This is a genomic window from Salinicoccus kekensis, from assembly GCF_900220995.1.
Taxonomy (GTDB): domain Bacteria; phylum Bacillota; class Bacilli; order Staphylococcales; family Salinicoccaceae; genus Lacicoccus; species Lacicoccus kekensis.
This window is the reverse complement of record NZ_OBQF01000005.1, coordinates 138,844-156,916: the sequence shown is the minus strand read 5'-3', so window position 1 is coordinate 156,916 and position 18,073 is coordinate 138,844. Positions and strand designations below refer to the sequence as shown.

Here is an 18,073-nt window from a genome sequence, read left to right as displayed (position 1 = left end):
AGTTAAAAATGATTAATAGAAAAAGTATGAAATTTCCCGCATGAACCCGACGCCCCGTGGCATGGAGATCCTGAGCAATACAGGGAACAGGAAGGTCACCACCGCCGTGCCGACCAAAGGCGTGAGTATCAGCAGCCATACCTTCCGCATGCCTGCGATGAATGCGAGCATGAAGATCCATAGCGGTGTTGCGATGATGAAGCCGATATATGTGAGTGCGGGGATGTACAGTATGATGAGAATCAGGAAGCCCCAGAACTTCACGGCATCGAACCGGTCCCCGGACTTTTCCGCTGATTCCTTCTTCAGACGGTACAGGGACTGGATCAGCAGGATGAAGCCGAATATGAAGAGTGATACCAGCAGGATGCGCGGCCACATCGTCGGGCCGATCTCTTCACTTGCTGCAGCCTCGATGCTGAAAGTGTCATAAAATAAAAAGACGGATAACAAAATGATGACAATGGAAATTCCTATATTCCGCACCGGGTCCACCTCCATGCATAAATTTTGAAAAGAGGGCAGCCGTATGGCTGCGCCCTCTTCAGATGGTGCTATATCGCTTTAATTCAAAGTCTCTTCATATTCCTGCAGCAGCTCTTCGTTGAGCTGCTCATATTCTTCACGCGGCAGGTAGCCGTCTTCCCTGATATGGAGGTAGTTGTCCTCTTCATACTGCAGGTACTCCTCATCTTCAAGAATGACTTCTGCGTACGCTTCTTCCAGTACATTGATGATCTCTTCAGGTGTATCCGACTTCACGTAGAAGCTCCTTGCGTTGCCGTCGGTGAACTCCCAGCCCCTCTCAGGATTCGTCGGTACATCTTCAAAGCCTTCAACTTCTTCATTGTCGATGAAGATCGCAAGAACATCCAAGTCCCCGGACTCGATCGTCGCTTTCGCAGGACCGATCTCCTCAAGCATCAAATCGGTATGCCCGCCGAGCACATCACTGTGCATCATGCCGGCTTCGTCATATGGCACGTATCTCAGTTCAATATCAAGGTCTTCCATGACCCTGTCTGCGCTCAATTCATCGAAGCCGTCAGCAGCGGTGCCGCCGATGGTGATGGTGCCCGGGTTTTCCTGGGCCGCTTCAATCACTGCATCGATATCATCGAATTCACTGTCAGAGCTTGTCTGGATGGTGTATGTATCCAGCTGGCCGCGGCCGAGCGGCGTGTAGTCCTCCAGAGGATACGGCGTTGAATCCGTTGCGATGTTGACGAGTATATCCGGTGTCGCGACCCAGATCGTATAGCCGTCCGCCGGCTGATTCTGTACATATTCCTCCGCAATCGCGCCGCGGGAGCCAGGTTGGTTCACGACGTTGATGTTTTCGCCGAGTTTTTCACTCATCTTCTGGCCCACAAGGCGTGCAAAGTTGTCCGTACCGCCGCCTTCGCCGTATCCGACGACAAGTTCGATCGTACGCTCCGGGTAGTTCGCCGCTTCGCCGCCGGCGTCACCGTTCCCCTCATTTGATGCGTCTTCGCCGCCTCCGTTGCCGCAGGCCTGCAGGAACACGACGGATAAAAATAAGATTGCTGCAAATAATATATGGTTTCTTTTCATTTTTTCTCTTCCTTCTCCCCGACGGGGCATTTTATTCATCCAGTAAAGTCTCTTCCGCCACCGCCTGGTTCAGTTTCATGCCAAGCCCGGTGACATCCGGCGCTTCAAAGTATATGCCGTCCGCTTTTCTGACTTCCTTCAGGGCAGGGCCGTCGAACAGCCTGTTCTGGAAGAAGCCGCGGTCCGGCGTGAAGTATTCGATCCACTGCACGTTCGGCAGGCCGACGGCCATATGGATGTGGACCTGTTGGAGGTTCCACGGTGCGACGGGTATATTGTGCATCGTCGCGAAATTATATATCTTCATCCAGTCCGTGATGCCGCCGGTCGTTGCAGCGTCGGGTTGTGCGATATCGAGGGCATTCCGTTCGATCAGGTGCCTGAATTCATCCAGGCCTTCATGCTGCTCGCCGCCCGCGATGTAGGTGCTGCCTGCGAACTGCTTGACGCGCGCATATCCTGCGGTGTCCTCGTAAGGTACCGGCTCTTCGAGCCAGTACAAGTCGTATTTTTCCCATTTCTTCAACTGCTGTATGGCGGTCTCTGCATCCCATGAGCCGTTGACGTCGACCATCAGTTTGATGTCCGGTCCGATGGCTTCCCTGACGAGGCGCACCCGCTCATCCGCCTCTTCAATCGGAACGGCGCTGGTGCCGCAGCGGATCTTGAGTGCCTTATGCCCCTGCTCAGTGTATTCCACAGCCTTCGCCGCGAGTTCATCCGGCGGGAGCTGGTGGGCGACGTTCGCGTATGTCTTCACATGCTGTTTGTGTCCGCCGAAAAGCCCGGAGACCGGAACGTTCGCTGCTTTACCTTTGATGTCCCAGAGGGCGATGTCGATGGCGCCGATGCATTTACGGAATATGCCTTTTCCGCCGAGTTTCCAAGTGGTGCTGTACATGCGCTGCCAGACATCTTCTGTATGTAAGGGGTTTTCTCCGAGTACGACATTCCGCAGGTTGCGCCCAATCAGGGTGGCGATGACATCTCCGATATGCCCATGGGAGAAGACGGGCAGTGAAAGAAATCCTGTACCGCTTATGCCGGCATCCGTCTGCACCTCGACCGTGATGACTTCATAGCCGTCGGCGTGCTTCATATCCGGGCGCTGGTTATCCCAGTATCTTTTGACGATCACATCTGATATTTTCATGTTCGACCATTCCTTCCTTTATGTATGTGAATGAAATCCATTGATCCATCCGGAAATAAAAAGACCCCTTCTATATGTGTAGAAGAGGCCGGATCCGACTGGTTGATGCTCTTCTTATCTTCAAAGCCTTCGGCTTCCTGGAATTGGCACAGTAATGATCAGTCTGCTGCCGAGGTTTCAAAGGGCCAGTCCCTCCATCTCTCTGGATAAGTGTCATGAATATTCTATTCAATTATTGATTTAGTCAAGTAATGTTAAACTAAATAATCAGACTTGTCAATTGAATTCTGACATTTATTTATGATATTTGGATGTCCCTTCGAAATACCGCCGCCCAAAGGCTTATGGTATATTTAAAATGATTGAAACGACATTTTATGAAGGGGGTGGAGAACATGACGGAGAAGCTTTTTACGAGGGAGGAGTTCGAGTCCCTGATCGATTCGTCCTACGACGGAATCCACATCACCGATGCCGAAGGCGTGACGCTTTTCTACAACAAGGCGTGCGAGGAGATTGAAGGCATCAGGCGTGAGGACATCATCGGGAAGAACGTGCAGCATTTCGTGGATACGGGGGTCTACCCGGAATCGATCACCCTCGCTGCGATCGCAAAGAAAAAGCGTGTGAACATGTTCCAGAACATCAACGGCAAACTGGTCATGGCGAGTGCCACACCTTTCTTCGACGGGGAAGGGCGGATCAAGGGGGTCGTTGTGAACTCCCGGGACATCACCTCGCTCAACAACCTGCGGGATGAACTGGAAGAGGCGAAGCACCTCAGCAAGAATTACCATATGGAGCTCGAACAGATGAAGTACCGGGAGATAGACAGCGCCGTCATCGCACGGGATGCGACGATGGAGAAGATCCTCCAGCTGGTCATGCGCGTCGCCTCGGTCAAATCGTCGGTGCTGATCCAGGGGGAACCCGGTGCCGGCAAGGGCGTCATCGCCCGCCTGATCCACAGCTACAGCCCGGTGAAGGATAAACCGTTCATGAAGCTCGACTGCGGCGCAATTACGGAAACACTGCTTGAAGCGGAGCTGTTCGGCCGTGAAGACGGCACTCCCGGAGGCGTAAGGAAAGCGCTGTTCGAGCTTGCGGACGGCGGCACCTTGTTCCTTGATGATGTAGACGAGCTGTCGCTCTCCCTTCAGAGCAAGCTGCTTGCAGCCATCCAGGCAGAGAAGTTCACCAGGACCGGCGGCGATGAAGAGATACCGATCGATGTGCGGGTGATCGCCGCGACGAATAAAGACCTCGAGGCTCTGGTGAAGGGGAAGCAGTTCCGGGAGGAGCTCTACTACCGCCTGAACATCATTCCGATCGACATCCCGCCGCTCAGGAAGAGACGTGATGACATCTACCCGCTCATCATGCAGAACTTGAAGAAGGTCAATGAAAAATACGGCCTCGATAAACGAATCGATCCGAGGGCGATGGACGCGCTGATCGGCTACCACTGGCCGGGCAACGTAAGGGAGCTTGAAAACATCGTTGAACGGCTTGTGGTGACCAGCCCGGAGTCCGTCATCGATTATGTGGACATCCCGTTCGAGATCAAAAATTCCCAGGTCGACAGCCTGGCCTTCATGGAGATGGACGGCACGCAGTCGCTTGCCGACATCGTGGCGAATTTTGAGAAGCAGGTGCTCATGAATGCGATGGAGGCGGGCGGTGATGTTGCGGACATGGCGAAGAAGCTCAAAGTCGATCCGACGACGATCCGGCGGAAGTTTCATAAGTACGGCATCAAATTCAAATAAAGTTCGTATAAAAAAGTGGCTGCGCTTCCAAAATGGAAGTGCAGCCACTTTTTGATTTGATCAGAATAATAAGTGCATGAATATCGCGACAAGCGGCATTGCAATCAGCGTTCTCAATGTGAAGATGACGATCAGTTCCCAAAGCTTGAGCGGAAGTCCCGTCGAAAGCATGACAGCACCCGTCTCAGCGAAGAAGATGATCTGCACCATTGAAACCGCAGTGACGAAGTATCTCGCCTGTACATCTAGTGTACCCACCATATCGGCAATGTAGAGCACCGGCAGGAACATTTCAGCAAGTCCGAGTGCAAGGGATGGTGCGATCAATGCTGCATCCGGCACCCGCAAAAGCTGGATGAACGGTGCAATGACGGCGCCGATGACTTCGAAAGTCGGTGTGTATTCGGCAAGTATGAGCACCGATACCCCGATGGCGAACAGCATCGAAAGCACTTTCGGCAGCACCGACAGACCTTCCTTCAGGCTTTTCTTGATCTCTGTGAAAAATTCATTCGATTCCGCAGCCTGTTCTATCGCAGAATTGACCGCGATGCCGAGCGTGTTTTTATTATACGTCTCTGCGACCCTGTCTTCCGGTGTCTGCCTGGTGTCATCGATATAGACATCTTTCTTGATGGACAGCGGCGGGATGCGGATCATGATGAATGCGATGATGAACGCCACCAGGAACGAAGAAAAGTATACTTTCCCGAAGTGTTCCATCAGGCCCGCCGTATCGATGACGACGGCCGCAAAACCGATGCTGACGGCACTGAAGCTTGTCGTGATGACCGCCGCTTCCTTTTTAGTGTAGTACTTCATATTGTAAAGCTTTGTGGTGAAAAGCACTGCGACCGAAGATGACGTCAAGAATGAAGTGATGGCGTCGACTGCACTCTTGCCCGGTACTTTGAAGATCGGGCGCATGATCGGCTGAAGCAGTGTGCCGACGAAATCGATCGACCCGTAGTTGACGAAGAACGGGATGAAGATTGCGCCGAGCGGGATGACCCACATGACCGCAAGTGCGATGCCGGACATCAATTCACCCGTGCCTGATCCGACGATCGCCTCCGGGCCGTTGAATGCCGGTATGGAAACCTGCAGTGTATATAGTATGGAGTATGCTGCCCCCAGAAAGTATATTGGAATATATATTTTTGAATCTTTTGCGTAATAACTGTGCAGCTTCGTGCCTTCCTTCGATACGAATTTACCGACGAGGCTGAGCAGGGCGTTCCCTGCTGTAAGTATGCTGATCATCCATATGCCGACGATGCCGAACAGATCGATGAGTGTATTATAGATGAAACCGAAAAGTATCTCCCTGTTGCCGTTGATTTCAAAAGGTATGAAGAATATCAATACTGCGATGCTCGTGAAAAATATGAATCTGCTTACCCCTACAAGATAGCGCTTTCTGCTGATTGTACCTTCCGTCCTGTTGAATGAATCATTCATGTCCAGTCCCCCTTGTTAATTAAAGATTTCGTATTTTCAGAAATCCATCTCCCTGGAAACCATTATGCACAGGAGTATATTATTTAACAAGGGTTTTCCGACATAAAATTTTATAAAACTAAAACTTTTAAAATGCAGTAATGCATTAAAAATCAATTTTATCATTCATTAAAACCTAATTTAATAGTATTTAAAGGCTTATAATGTAATGTTGCATTTAAATGCAATGATGCATTTAATTCATTATTTTTTATATTTTAATGAAATTATTTTGCGTTTTTGTATTGTATTTACGGGGAAACCGTGATAGATTTTAGTCACTGATAGATTTAAGAAAAGTCAGAAATTTAATGTTCATATAAAACAGGGGGAATATATCATGGTAAGACCAGATGAAAAACAATTTTTGAATCTGCCGTTCACAGGCATCAGCACTTTTGGAAAGTACCCGATTTGTGATGACGTGGAGAAGCTTTCTGAGATGGAGGCGGATGTCGCGGTGATCGGTGTACCGAACGACATGGGGACACAGTGGAAGTCGGGTGCAAGGATGGGCCCGAGGGCGATACGTGAAGGTTCGACCTTATACAGCTTCGGCCTGGAAGGTGCGTATGATATCGAAAATGATATCACTTACCTCGGACCTGATTGGAAAGTCCTGGACTGCGGTGATGTGGACATCGTCCATGGGGACATCATGCAGAGCCATGACAACACTGAAGAAATGGTGCGTAAGATCGTGGCACAGGGCGCCATGCCGGTGATCATGGGCGGCGACCATTCAATTACGGCACCTGTCGGCAAAGGTCTGGAGGATCTCGGCCCGTTCCACGTCATCCAGCTGGATGCACACCTTGACTGGGCGGATCACAGATCAGGCATGCGCTACGGTCACGGCAACTGCATCCGGAGATTATCGGAGCTTGATCATGTGGAGAACATCTACCAGTTCGGCATACGCGGCATCAGCAGCAGCAAGAAGGAAGACGTCGATGCAGCGAAAGAGTACGGTTCCACAATACTGTCGCCGAAGAAGATGCGCGAGAAGGGCATCCAGGGTCTGCTCGACCTCATTCCGGCAGGGGAGAAGTATTACATCACGATCGATATCGACGGTGTCGACCCTTCCATAGCACCGGGCACGGGTACACCTTCACCGGGCGGACTGCTCTATGATGAAGTGAACGATCTTTTGAAGGCAATTGCAGGCCACGGTGAAGTGATCGGGTTCGACCTGGTCGAAGTCGCACCGCAGTATGACCCGACAGGGATGACGGGCCAGACGGCTGCAAGGATCATGCTGGATCTCTTGAGCTATGTCCTGAAGGAGAAGGAACTGAAGGGTGAAAAGAAAGGCAAGCGTTACACCCGCGAGCCATTGAGCCTTGAAGTGATGCCGGCACAGGATAGAAAATAAAATGGATAGATGACGGCGTGGAGGCTTAGGCCCCGCGCTGTTTTTATTTTACCGGCCGGCAGCATTGATACATTCCTTATGCATACATACATCCGGGCCCACGGGGTATAAGTACCTAACTAATGATAAGGGGTGCTGAAATGAAAATACTGTTGACCGGCGCATCGGGATATATCGGCGGAAACCTGATGGAAAGCCTGAAGGAAGAATATGAAATCATTGCGATATCAAGGAACACATCGAATAAGGAGGACGAGGAGAATGTCACATGGAAGGAGGCGGACCTTTATTCGCAGCTGGATATTGAGCAGGTGATGGAAGGTGTGGACATTGCGATATACCTCGTCCATTCCATGCAGCCTTCGTCCAAGCTCGACCAGGGGACATTCGGCGATAAGGATGCGATCCTTGCGGATAATTTTGCCTGGGCTGCGAAGAAGCAGGATGTGAAGCGCATCATCTACTTGAGCGGCATCATCCCTGACGATGATGAACTGTCGGACCACCTGGAAAGCCGTCTCGAGTGCGAGAAGATCCTCGGTTCATACGGCATCCCGGTCTCCACACTGCGTGCGGGGCTGATCGTCGGCCCGAAGGGTTCGTCGTACCCGATCCTCCATAATCTGGTGAAGCGCCTGCCGGCGCTCCTCCTGCCTGCATGGGCGTACAACCGGACGCATCCGGTGGCTTTGAAGGATGTCCTGTCCGGGTTGATGGAAGTAGTCAAACGGAAACCTGAGCAGAATGAATCCATCGATATCGGCGGACCGGAGGAGAAGACCTACCGGGAGCTGTTCGAAGAGACTGCGGAGGTCATGGATAAGAAGCTGCCGATGGTGGACCTGCCGATTATCCCGATTTTCCTGTCGAAATTGTGGGTGCGCCTCATCGCGCAGAAACCGAAGGAGATGGTCTATCCGCTGCTTGAGAGTCTGACCCACAGCATGGTCATGAGGGAGGAGAATTATGTCGAGGGCATCTCCAACGCCCCGACCACCTTCAAGGAAAGCGTGAGGATTGCACTCGACGGGGAACTGGATCAGAGCAGTCCGTCAGCAGGCGGGTTGCTGCAGAAGAAGGACATCCAGAAAAATGACGTGAAATCAGTCCAGCGCATCAAGATCCCGGAGCAGTGGTCGGTCGAGGACACGGCCGATTACTACATCAACTGGCTGTCGAGGATCGGCGGCAGGCTGATCAATACGAGCGTCGATGATAAGGAAACTTCAATCACGCTGCCTTTCTTCAAAGATCCGATACTGATCTTCGAGAAATCGGAAGAACGGTCGTACGAGGACAGGCTGCTCTTCTACATCAAAGGCGGGCAGTTTTCACAGAAGCGGGAAGGCGGGCGCGCACGGCTGGAATTCCGCCGGGTGCTGGATAAGGACGAAGTGCTCATCGCCCTCCATGAGTACGAACCGACGCTGCCATGGTTCGTCTACACGCTCACCCAGGCGAGGGTCCACCTGATGGTCATGAAAGCCTTCGGATTCGAGACAGGGCTCCTTGCCAATATGCTCGGCTCAAGATATGCGAAATACGTTTCAAACCCGCATGCCGGGAGGGCGTAATAGGAAAGGCTAAAACACACCTTCATGTGAAGGTGTGTTTTTTGATGAGAGAACAGACTATAGTAATGAGAAATATGAATATAATAAATAGTAAATAAGATTAAATTACTATTTCCTATAAGATAATTTGATTATTCTGAATGTAAGCGTTATCATATTAATGGGCGAGGAAGCGAGGAGAGATAATAAATCATAAATAGTAATCAGGCTACTCAGAACATAGTGAGAAGAGCAGGAAGTTTCGATAATAGTCTACTAAATAGAAATATAATCTCGTCTTTGATTGTTATTAATAATACTGGACACTCACTCAGACTATTTACGAATTCTTTTTAATACGCAGCGTTTAAGAATATTTTTCAACTGGGAGGAAGATTTATGTCAATAGTTGTCGTATTGGGGGCGACCGGGACGATTGGTCTCACTATCGTCAGAGATTTAGTGGAAAGCGGCGTGGAAGTTATCGCTGCAGATTTGGATGGAGATAAACTTAAAGAATTAAAAGAAATTAACCCAAATAAAATAGATATCAAAGAGCTTGATATCACGGACAAAAGTACTACGGTCGAATTACTTAAAAAAGGAAAAGTGTGCGTCAACGCAACGAACTATGTATTCAATATAAATGTAATGAAAGCTGCTGCCGAAGCAGGAGTGAGTGTTTTAGACCTGGGCGGGTTATATACCAGGACCAATGAACAGTTGAAGCTCGATCAGGAAATGAAAGATGCTGATATTTTATCGATAACTGGTATGGGTTCTGACCCGGGCACTTCAAATGTTTTCAGCAGGTATGGTGTCGAAGAATTGGATCAAGCTGAGGAAATTCATATACGTTATGGATCTTCCACGACCGGTATCACTTTTTCATTTGCAATAGATACTTATATCGGCGAATTTTTACAGGATGCTGTCGCTGTCAAAGATGGGGAGGTAGTCAGTATTCCCCCGCTTGGGGATGAGGAAGATACTCAATTTCATGGGAAAGTTGGTATGCAGAAGACGTACTCGATTATTCACTCGGAATTGGCTACTTTACCTAAAAGCTTCCCTGATGTAAAAAGAATCACTTATAAAGATACTTGGGATGCATCAACAATTGACAAGTTGGAATCTTTGAAGGCTTTAGGATTGCTGGATGAAAATCCTCTTACCATCAGAGGTGAAGAAGTGATTCCAAGGAGACAGACCGTCTCTTTAGTACAGGCTGCATTGGCTCAGAAGGAAACCCCCGTGTGGGGGACGGATGCTCTGCTTGTGGAAGTGAAAGGCCGTAAAAATGGAAATAAAGCATCTGTAAAATTGGAGCTCCTGACAGAATATCAGTCTGACTGGGAGGCGAGCCCCACTCAATATGCGACAGCCATTCCTGCTTCAATTGTGGCACAGATGATTTTAAATGGAGAGATATCCGGGAAAGGTGTCAAGCCTGCAGAACAATGTGTTGATCCTTATAAATACATCGAGCATCTAAAAGAGAAGAATGTTGAACTTGAAATTACTTACAGTGAGACCAGATAACCTTTCACTTGATCATTAAATTTATTAAAAAACATATAAAAATAAAGGGGATAACGTCATGAGTGCAAAAAATACAAAAGTACTAAGAAATTATATCGATGGGGATTTCAAAGACATCACGGGGACGAATACAAGAGTGATCAAGTCTCCTGTAGATGGAGAAGCACTTTATGAAGCAATTGATGCAAGCAAGGAAGATATCGATGATGCAGTTACAGCGGCGAAGAATGCGCAAGTAATGTGGGCTGATATGACCGCATGGGAACGTGCAGATATATGCCATCAAATTGCAGATGCCATTCTGGAAGATAAAGAAATCTTAGCAGAGAAACTCACAAAAGAACAAGGTAAACCTCTACATTCTGAAGCGCTTCCGGGTCTTGAGGAGACAGCAGAAAATTTCAGAATTGCGGCAGAAGATATTAAGAGGCAGGAAACAGCCATCATACCATCCATGGATAAGAATAAAAGAATATTGACGTTCCGAAAACCACACGGTGTATATGCCTGTATCATCCCATGGAACTTTCCGACTTTGATGTTATCGGAATTCATGGGTCCTGCCATTGCCGCTGGTAATACGGTGGTATTTAAACCTTCTGAATACACGCCAGGTATATTAGAGGCACTTGCAGAAGTTTTTGACAAAACTGATTTGCCTAAAGGGGTATTCAATCTTGTATATGGTGCGGGAGAGGTGGGCCAACAGCTAGTCGAACACCCTAATGTGGACGCGATTGGTTTTATTGGTTCACATGTTACAGCGGATAAAATTGTACGGAGCGCCGGACTGAAACCTTCCATTCTTGAAGCGAGTGGTAACGGCCCTACCATAGTATGTGAAGATGCAGACTTGAAAAAGGCTGCCAAAGGTGCAGTTGAAGCAGGGTTTTATTGTGCCGGGCAAGTATGTTGTTCTACTGAAAGAGTTATTGTACATGAAAAAGTACATGAAGAATTTGTAAGCCATGTAATGGAAGAGACAAAAAAATGGAGATTGGGCGATCCTTTGAGTGAAGATACTACAGTGGGACCGATGAATAACGAATCGACAGCGAATAAGATGGAAGAACATGTAAAGGACGCTGTTGAAAAGGGTGCCAAAGTGCTCGCAGGGGGTAAGAGAGATACCAGCAGACCGACAAACCTATACTTTGAACCAACAGTTCTGGATAATGTGGGACTTGATACATTAGTGAACAAGCATGAAACATTTGGTCCTATTGTACCTATAATTACTGTAAAAAACGATGAGGAAGCAATTGAAGTGGCTAATGATTCTTATTTAGGGCTTCAATCTGCCGTGTATACAAACAACTCGGCTCGAGCATTTAAATTTATAAACAGCATTCGTACTGGAAATACATTGATTAATGAACATTCGAACTACTGGGAACCACATGTGCCTTTCGGTGCAGCCACAGGAACAAGTACTGGTTGGGGAAGAATCGGCGGTAGATATACGATGTTAGATATGACACAACTTCAGACAATTGTGTGGGACTTTGGTGAATAGAACGACAAATAAATAATTACTCTTGCTAAATAAACACCCCTGAAATCAAGCTTTCAAGGGTGTTTTAATTATGTCATTCTTTTGGATTCAGATCTTCGATTGAATCGATATCCATATATTCAGGGACGGCGATGCCTATTTTGGCACCTTCCGTGTGCGGTCCGAGATCATCAATTTGATCTGCATATTCATTATAGTAAGTGCCGTCTGTTACAGGGAGCCATGGTGAGAGTGATGCATCTGCGTCACCTGCCGCAATGGTTTCAAACAAGGCCAGCGTATCCACTGCGCTCAACGTGACATCAAAACCATGCTCGCTTAATACTACGGCAGCGACATTGGCTGTGAACATTGAATCATCCCAGTGTGTGGTGACGAGCTTAACGGGCTCACCTTCTGCAGGTGCCGTGCCGGCTGTCCATTCTTCAACCGTATCTGCGTTTTCATTTACCCACTCACGGGCGATTTCAGTATAGTCGGTATCCGTGCCTGCATTTTGTGCCACTGCTTCCTCAATCATTTCGGGTTCAAACTGGATCCGGTCCAGGATGGCGTATGCGTGAGGCAGGTCTTTTTCGAGATCCGTTCTGGCTATTGTCCTCACAGTCTCTTCTTCCCCGAAGATGCCTTCAGTGTCTTCTAAGTATTTAAGGTCATATTGTGCGAACTTGAAGTGGGGTGACCATGCGGCTACGGCAATCGGTGCCTCATCTTCAAAGGCTTCATCAAGTTCGGCGAGCATCGCAGCGGCGGATGAGGTTTTCTGTTCCCATTCATCCAGATTGTCATATGCTTCTATGGCATCATTTATCGCTTCAGTCTGCCCGGCGCCGAGTTCAACTCCGGTGATCGTGTAGTCCATTTCCTGACTGTAATCTCCGCTTCCGGCATTCTCGCTGATATCATCAGCTTCTGTCATGTTGACGCTGCAGCCTGCTGCAAAAAGTGATGAAAATAAAATTCCAACCAGCATGAATCTCATGAAATTGAAATTGAACAAATTGCATAGACTCCTTTTTAATGATGATAAAGCTTATGAAAGCTTCGGATATATATTATAACAATTATGTGATTTAATTCCCAATATTATGCTGTAAGTGCTGGTAACAAAGAGAATTTTACTGGAAATAAAGTTCTTAAATCACTCTGATTTTCCATTGGTTATATGGGGGTTGTGTAACCGTGCTGTTTTCAGCCGGGAGCCATATTTTTATCCCCTATAATTATCCCCAAAATAATTTGAACTATTCAAAACATTCGTATATTATAAGTGGATATATTGCTGCTGAAAGGATGAGGGGTATGGAAAGGGCTGCTGAACGTTCAATTTCAAGAAGTTTAAGTTTCATCGATTTATGGTCCATCGGTGTCGGGGCTTTGGTGGGCGGCGGGATATTCACCGTCATCGGTCCGGCGATTGCTGAGACGGGGCCTGCTTTATTCATCGCCTTCCTGATTGCAGGTGCTTTGGCGATCATGTCCTCGATGAGTTATGCCGAGATGGCTTCAAGCTGGCCGTACCAGGGGGCTTCCTATGTCTATGCAAAGTATGCTTTCTTTCCGATTTCAAAAGATTTATCAAAGCTGATTGCACTGTGGTGTTCAGGATTATACTTCCTTTCATTTTCTTTTGCCGCAGGTGCAGTGAACCTCGGGTTCGCGGGTTACCTGACCGTGCTCGTACCGGGTGTGCCGCCTTTTATTTCAGGGCCGGTCATCTCCGTACTGATCACTTTGATGCTGCTTTACGGCATCAATTTCACCGGTAAGGTCAATACTATATTATCGATCATACAGATCATTTCGCTTTTTGCGATTGCGCTCTTCACGATAGGGAGCAATCCTGCAGGGCCGTTTACATATACGGATCTGTTCACGAACGGCGTTGCCGGCCTGTTTGCCGCCGTGGCGCTGATCGCTTTCGGCCAGATGCAGGTCGAAGCGGTGCTGACGCTCGGTGAGGAGGCGAAAAACCCGCGGGTCAATCTTCCTTATGCGCAGATTTCGGCACTCGTCACCGTAGTCATCCTTTATGTACTCGTCGGGTACGGTGTCGTATCGAGTACGCCGATTGAGGATCTTGCAACCTCGGCTGCCCCGCTTGCTTTGGCAGTGGAGAATGTGCTGCCGTCCTACGGGCCTGTACTGATTGCGATCGCGGCCCTGACCGCGACGGCGACATCGACCATCGGCTGTCTGCTCGGCGCTTCGAGGATGCTGTATGCAGCGGCGAGGGAACATGCTTTTCCGCCTGTATTTGCGAAATTATCGAGAGCGGGGATTCCCTATAACGCAGTGCTTGCGACAGGCATCCTGGCCTTGGCCGCGACCTTCATGAGCATATTCGGTTACGCGGAAGTGCTCGGCATATTGATCAGTGCCGCGGTATTTTCAAACTGGCTCATGATGATCCTGATGAATATCGCACTGATTGTTGTGAGAAAAACGAGGGCGGACTGGAGCCCGCGTTTCAGGTACCCGTTCAACATCAAAAACGTGCCTGTCCTGGCAATCGTCGCTTCCCTCGGCTGTCTGGTGATCATCACCTACGTCAATCCGATTGCGATTGCGATCGGTATGGGATGGATCGTGCTCCTCACTGTATGGTATTTCGCCTATGCAAGGAAGCGCTGGACGTTTTTAAGTCCGGAGGATATGGAGAATCTATGGACAAAGGAGAAAAAATGATGAAATATTATCTGCATGAAAATAAATGGGAAGACGTGGAAGCTTATCTAAAGGAGAAGAAGACGATCCTTCTGCCCGTCGGCAGTGTGGAGCAGCACGGGAAACATCTGCCTCTTGGCACCGATTCACTGCTGGCGCAGGACATCGCGATGGATGTGGCCGAGAAGACGGGTGTGCTCATCGCTTCCCCATTATGGTACGGCTGGGCACCGCACCATATGGCTTACCCCGGCACAGTCACCTTGAGGCCCGAGACATTGACGCAGGTGGTGGAGGACGTATTGAATTCTTTGATTTATCATGGATTCGAAAAGATTTTGATCATCAACGGGCACAGGGAGGCGAACCTGCCGCCGCTCCGGATCGCCCTGACGAGGGTCAGGAATAACACCGGCGCCTTCGTCGGGATTGCCGATCCGTTCTATATCAATGCAGTTGCGGGAAGGGAACTGAGTGAAGTCGAACCCGGCGGCATCGGGCACGCAGAAGAGCTCGAGACATCCGTCATGTACGACAGGCATGCTGAGTTGTGCAGCCCGGAGGCTGCTGTCAAAAACATCCCGTCGGATCATAACAGGTTTTTACAGCATGACCCGAATGTGCTGACGGATAAAATCCTCACTGCAAGCGACGTCGCCCATTATAAAGAGGCGACGCACGGTGTGGGCGTGATGGGGGATGCGACACCTGCCGATAAGGATAAAGGCCGGGAATACCAGAAGCGGATGGTGGATAACATCTCCGAGTTCGTTGAATATCTCGAAGGGTTGGAAGTCGAGATCAGGAAAAGGGAAATACCTTTATAAGGCAAAGTAAGTGGAAGCGCACGGTTGATTTTTCAATCGTGTGCTTTTTTGTGTCTATATTATAGAATTTTCAGAAAAAGAGTTGACAAAGTGAGTCCTTGTCATTATTATGTATTCACTATTATCATAAAATGATTTACTATTATCATATATTGATAATTAGGAGTGTTTTATATGACAGCAAATAAAGTTTTATCAGTCTTAACATTATTTTCAATGGAGCGGCGTACGATGAAAGTGGAGGAAATTTCCACTGAACTCGGTATTCCTGTCAGCAGCGTATATCGACATGTACGTGTCTTAAAGCAGAACGGCTACCTCAATGAGGACCATTTCGGCAATTACAAGCTTGGTTATAAATTCCTCGAACTGGCGAACATTGTACGGGCGGATATCGATATTACGAGTATTTCAAAACCTTTCATGGATGAACTGACGACGGAATTCAGGGAAACGACGATATTGAACGTGATTTCAGGTTTGAATGCAGTATGTCTGACGACTTCAGTGATTGACGATGCAGCAATCAAAGTATCGTCGGCAGAAGGTAAGATACTCCCGCTTTTCGGTGGCGCTTCGGCGAAAGCTCTGCTTGCTTATCAGGATGGAAAAATCCTCGACAGAATATTTGATAATGATATGGTAAAAAAAATTACACGCTGGACGATTACAGATAAAGAGGAGCTGATCAAAGATTTACATGAAGTCAGAAAAAAAGGCTATTCGGTCTCAATGGGAGAGCTGGATGAAGGTGTGAAAGCATACGGTTTTCCGATAAAAAACTCCAGCGGCGAAGTGATAGCATCACTGACGATAGCAGGACCTGAATTCAGGATGAAGTACCGGGACGAAGAAGAAATTGTAAAAGCATTCAAAGATGCAGTTATAAAAATTGAGGCATATTTATAAATAATATTGATAACGATTTCAAAGGGGTGGTCTTTATGAAACTAAAAATGATTGCACTGGTTTCGAGTCTTGCTTTCATCTTGTCAGCCTGTAACAGTACAACAGATGAAGTGGATGAAAGCGGCAACAGCACTGATGAATATAGCATTACGTTGAATTATTCCGATCATGATCCGCCGACAGGTATGCGGACAAAATTTCTGCAAGATTACTGGTTCCCGGCGATTGAAGAGGAGACGGATGGAAAAGTCAAAATCAACCCGGTATTCGGCGGCGGACTCCTCACTTCAGCTGAAGCACTGGATGGAGTCAGGGAGGGCGTTGCGGATCTCGGCCTGATTTATCCGGACAACTACTCAGAAAGGATGTTCAGTTATGAATTATTCAAGTTATTCCCGGTTGCACCAGATGACTTCGAAGGAATGTATGAGATTTTTGATACAGCAATGACAGAGCTTCCTCAGTTCAGCCAGGATTTGGAGGATAACAATCAACATCCACTTTTAATAACGACGGGACTGCCAATCGTCTTTGGCTCCACTAATGAATTGGAATCACTCGATGATGTACAGGGCGAGGACTGGAGGGCTTCGAGCCGCTGGTATCTCGAAGCGGTGAGGAACATGGGCTCCAACCCTGTGAGTGTGCCGTGGGAAGATGTCTACATGTCACTTGAGACCGGCGTAATTGACGGTGTGATGACGAACTATGATGGTTTCCATATGATGGGCTTCTACGAAACATCGGATAACATCATTGTGGGGACTGAACTGTGGTGGTCCGCCCCATTCATCCACACGATTAACAAAGATATGTGGGACAGTCTGCCGGCTGACATTCAGGAAGATATTTTAAGGGCTTCAGAACGTGCACAAAAAGCTTTTGGTGAGGTCTATAAAGAAGAGCTTGAAAGTACTATACAAGAACAACGTGATGCAGGAGCCACTGTAAAAATTGCTGACGAAGCAGACATAGAAACTTTCAACGATCCCGAGTTATTTGAAGATTTAAGGGAGATCTGGGCGGATGAAGCAGAAAATATACATGATATTGAAAATCCGGATGAATACGTTGAAGGTATGAAAGACATCATGAACGATGCATTAGGATATGAGGAATACGATTGAACAGGGGGAATGAGAGATGGAAACTGTTATGAAGATGGATAAAATTCTGAAGTTCATCAACAGAAGATTATCTGACTTGTGCGGGTTGATGTTGCTCATCATCATGGTGTTGCTTTTAGTCAACGTCATCTCGAGGGAGTTCGGTTATGCAATCGACGGTCTGAGCAATTTGTCAGTTCTGATTTTAATTTCGGTAGTATATCTGGGACTCTCTACAACGGAGGAAGCAAATCAGCATGCAGCTGTAGAGCTCCTGGAGAACAAACTGAAAGTCAGAAACAGAAAGACATTAATGATTGCAATTCATATTATAAAACTGATTGCCATTGGTATATTCACGTATGCAGCGGTGGGTAATTTCTTTACTTCAGTTGAAACGGGTGAGGCTTTCACGGATGTCGTCTATATTCCAATGTGGCCATCAAAGTTGGCACTGCTTGTAGGACTGATATTCTTTGAGATACAAATTGCATTGAATCTGTTAAAAACTATATTGAATATCGAAAATGATGAGGAAAAGACTGGAGATTTGACGGCGAATCTTTAAAGGGGAGGGA

General features: G+C 47.9%; 15 protein-coding genes and 1 riboswitch. Of the genes, 10 read left to right on the top strand and 5 right to left on the bottom strand.

Annotated elements, in window-relative coordinates; translation table 11 throughout:
• Positions 1 to 12: 12 nt before the first annotated feature.
• The 3 genes from CRN96_RS10355 to CRN96_RS10345 all read right to left on the bottom strand — a co-directional run bounded on the left by CRN96_RS10355 (position 13) and on the right by CRN96_RS10345 (position 2,728).
• Complete coding sequence (locus CRN96_RS10355) at positions 13 to 486, bottom strand: tripartite tricarboxylate transporter TctB family protein (protein WP_179647189.1); 474 nt, start codon at positions 484 to 486, stop codon at positions 13 to 15.
• A gap of 78 nt (positions 487 to 564) precedes the next feature.
• Positions 565 to 1,575, bottom strand: a complete 1,011-nt coding sequence (locus tag CRN96_RS10350; RefSeq protein WP_179647188.1) for a tripartite tricarboxylate transporter substrate binding protein — start codon at positions 1,573 to 1,575, stop codon at positions 565 to 567.
• A gap of 31 nt (positions 1,576 to 1,606) precedes the next feature.
• Positions 1,607 to 2,728: a mandelate racemase/muconate lactonizing enzyme family protein gene (locus tag CRN96_RS10345; RefSeq protein ID WP_097041850.1), complete on the bottom strand. Its 1,122-nt coding sequence runs from the start codon at positions 2,726 to 2,728 to the stop codon at positions 1,607 to 1,609.
• Positions 2,729 to 2,839: 111 nt separating this feature from the next.
• Positions 2,840 to 2,941, bottom strand: a riboswitch (SAM riboswitch).
• Positions 2,942 to 3,123: 182 nt separating this feature from the next.
• Between CRN96_RS10345 and CRN96_RS10340 the strand changes: the two genes are divergently transcribed.
• Positions 3,124 to 4,497 carry a sigma-54 interaction domain-containing protein gene (locus tag CRN96_RS10340; RefSeq protein ID WP_179647187.1) on the top strand — a complete coding sequence of 458 codons (1,374 nt, stop codon included), beginning with the start codon at positions 3,124 to 3,126 and terminating at the stop codon, positions 4,495 to 4,497.
• Positions 4,498 to 4,557: 60 nt separating this feature from the next.
• On the opposite strand, the gene CRN96_RS10335 is transcribed toward CRN96_RS10340, so the two are convergent.
• Positions 4,558 to 5,958, bottom strand: coding sequence for a YjiH family protein (locus CRN96_RS10335; protein WP_097041846.1), 1,401 nt, complete (start codon positions 5,956 to 5,958; stop codon positions 4,558 to 4,560).
• A 379-nt stretch (positions 5,959 to 6,337) separates the two neighbouring features.
• Here CRN96_RS10335 and speB point away from each other — a divergent pair, with 379 nt between their 5' ends.
• The 4 genes from speB to CRN96_RS10315 all read left to right on the top strand — a co-directional run bounded on the left by speB (position 6,338) and on the right by CRN96_RS10315 (position 11,986).
• Positions 6,338 to 7,375, top strand: a complete 1,038-nt coding sequence (speB, locus tag CRN96_RS10330; protein WP_097041844.1) for an agmatinase — start codon at positions 6,338 to 6,340, stop codon at positions 7,373 to 7,375.
• Between the two features lie 140 nt (positions 7,376 to 7,515).
• A complete protein-coding gene (locus CRN96_RS10325) occupies positions 7,516 to 8,949 on the top strand; it encodes an NAD-dependent epimerase/dehydratase family protein (protein WP_097041842.1) in 1,434 nt (477 codons plus the stop codon).
• Positions 8,950 to 9,327: 378 nt separating this feature from the next.
• Positions 9,328 to 10,470, top strand: coding sequence for a saccharopine dehydrogenase family protein (locus CRN96_RS10320; RefSeq protein WP_097041840.1), 1,143 nt, complete (start codon positions 9,328 to 9,330; stop codon positions 10,468 to 10,470).
• A 58-nt stretch (positions 10,471 to 10,528) separates the two neighbouring features.
• Positions 10,529 to 11,986: an aldehyde dehydrogenase family protein gene (locus CRN96_RS10315; RefSeq protein ID WP_097041838.1), complete on the top strand. Its 1,458-nt coding sequence runs from the start codon at positions 10,529 to 10,531 to the stop codon at positions 11,984 to 11,986.
• Between the two features lie 73 nt (positions 11,987 to 12,059).
• Here the strand turns inward: CRN96_RS10315 and CRN96_RS10310 are convergent, their stop codons facing one another.
• Positions 12,060 to 12,986, bottom strand: coding sequence for a glycine betaine ABC transporter substrate-binding protein (locus CRN96_RS10310; protein ID WP_097041836.1), 927 nt, complete (start codon positions 12,984 to 12,986; stop codon positions 12,060 to 12,062).
• A 302-nt stretch (positions 12,987 to 13,288) separates the two neighbouring features.
• Here CRN96_RS10310 and CRN96_RS10305 point away from each other — a divergent pair, with 302 nt between their 5' ends.
• From CRN96_RS10305 to CRN96_RS10285, 5 genes are all read left to right on the top strand, one after another.
• Positions 13,289 to 14,674 carry an APC family permease gene (locus CRN96_RS10305; protein ID WP_179647186.1) on the top strand — a complete coding sequence of 462 codons (1,386 nt, stop codon included), beginning with the start codon at positions 13,289 to 13,291 and terminating at the stop codon, positions 14,672 to 14,674.
• Entirely contained in the window at positions 14,674 to 15,480 is an 807-nt protein-coding gene (locus tag CRN96_RS10300) for a creatininase family protein (protein ID WP_179647185.1), read from the top strand. The genes CRN96_RS10305 and CRN96_RS10300 overlap by 1 nt, the downstream gene beginning before the upstream one ends.
• A 174-nt stretch (positions 15,481 to 15,654) precedes the next feature.
• Positions 15,655 to 16,389: an IclR family transcriptional regulator gene (locus tag CRN96_RS10295; RefSeq protein ID WP_097041831.1), complete on the top strand. Its 735-nt coding sequence runs from the start codon at positions 15,655 to 15,657 to the stop codon at positions 16,387 to 16,389.
• A gap of 35 nt (positions 16,390 to 16,424) precedes the next feature.
• Entirely contained in the window at positions 16,425 to 17,516 is a 1,092-nt protein-coding gene (dctP, locus tag CRN96_RS10290; RefSeq protein ID WP_097041829.1) for a TRAP transporter substrate-binding protein DctP, read from the top strand.
• A gap of 16 nt (positions 17,517 to 17,532) precedes the next feature.
• On the top strand, positions 17,533 to 18,063 hold the full coding sequence (locus CRN96_RS10285; RefSeq protein WP_097041827.1) for a TRAP transporter small permease: 531 nt from the start codon (positions 17,533 to 17,535) through the stop codon (positions 18,061 to 18,063).
• Positions 18,064 to 18,073: the final 10 nt, after the last annotated feature.